The organism is Nonomuraea turcica, from assembly GCF_030718205.1.
Lineage (GTDB): Bacteria > Actinomycetota > Actinomycetes > Streptosporangiales > Streptosporangiaceae > Nonomuraea.
The window spans coordinates 1-1,047 of the sequence record NZ_JAUZQF010000089.1; the positions used below are offsets into that span (position 1 = coordinate 1).

The 1,047-nt window shown below is 67.4% G+C and carries 2 protein-coding genes; both read right to left on the bottom strand.

Annotation, left to right across the window (positions count from 1 at the left end):
- Positions 1–315: 315 nt before the first annotated feature.
- Complete coding sequence (locus Q9G87_RS60320) at positions 316–705, bottom strand: hypothetical protein (protein ID WP_305925690.1); 390 nt, start codon at positions 703–705, stop codon at positions 316–318.
- Entirely contained in the window at positions 702–959 is a 258-nt protein-coding gene (locus Q9G87_RS60325) for a hypothetical protein (RefSeq protein ID WP_305925691.1), read from the bottom strand. The genes Q9G87_RS60320 and Q9G87_RS60325 overlap by 4 nt, the downstream gene beginning before the upstream one ends.
- Positions 960–1,047: the final 88 nt, after the last annotated feature.

Genomic DNA, 1,047 nt, shown 5'->3' on the forward strand with positions numbered 1-1,047 from the left:
GTAGAGCAGCAGGCCCAGGGCGCCCAGGCAGGCCAGGACCAGGAAGAGGGTCAGCAGGGTTTCGAGCCGGGTGAGCCATCTCGTAGACATAACGATAATCGTAAATAACGAGATTCGTTATGTCTAGTGCAGCCAGGGGAGCGAGTTTCGTGCGCATCAGTGTCCTTCGTCCTTCCGGGTCTGTTGTCGCCTTCCGGGAGCCCCACGGGCTGCGCCGCTTCGCGTTGAAGGCGCGCCGGCCGCGCCCGGGCAGAGCACCGCGGCCGCCGTCGAGCGATTCCTCGACTCCATCACCGCGGCCACCACCCGCGCCGGCTACGCCCAGCCCCTCAGCCACCTGGCCACCATCACCGGCCCGGAGCGGCAGAGCCAACCAGCTCCCGCCGCCCCTGCTCCTCGTCCGAGCGGGTGTGCTTGACCAGCAGGATGACGCTGGCCAGGGCGGCGAAGAGCATGGTGGCCGCGGCCCCGCTGCTGGGCGGCGGCCGCGCCCAGACTGTCGCCGTACGCCGGTCCCTGCAACAGCAGGATCACAGGGTTCCGGATGATCTCGCTGTCATAGTTCAGGCGTGCTTCCGTTGGGGGGAGCAGCTGCCCGATGGTGGCCACCGTCGTCGCGACGAAGAAGGTGACCGACCAGATCCACACCGGCTGCCAGACGCGGTCGCGGCGCAGGATCAGCCGGATCAGTGCTGATGTGTTCATCGGTAGTGCCTCATGAACAGTTCCTCGAGGGTGGGGGGGTGTGCGGCGAGGTCGCGCACGCCGTATTCCGCCAGCCGGGCCAGCACGTCGCCGATGCGGTCGGTGTCGGCCTGGAAGCGCACGCGATGCCCGTCGACGCTGAGGTCGTGGACACCGGGAATGCCGTCAGCCGGAACTTTGGTGAGTTCGGCTGTGACCGAGGTGCGGGTGAGATGGCCAGCCCGCAAGGGGCTCCCGGTTGTGACGTCGCGCACCCATGTCACAGTCGAGCGGAGCGCGGCGTCTTAAGGGGCATGACGGACTCGGAACAGACCTCGGTGTTGATCACCGGGAGCAACAAGG

Bases quoted from the DNA above. Each gene is read 5' to 3' on its own strand.
- Q9G87_RS60320 (WP_305925690.1), bottom strand. From the start codon at position 705: ATGAACACATCAGCACTGATCCGGCTGATCCTGCGCCGCGACCGCGTC.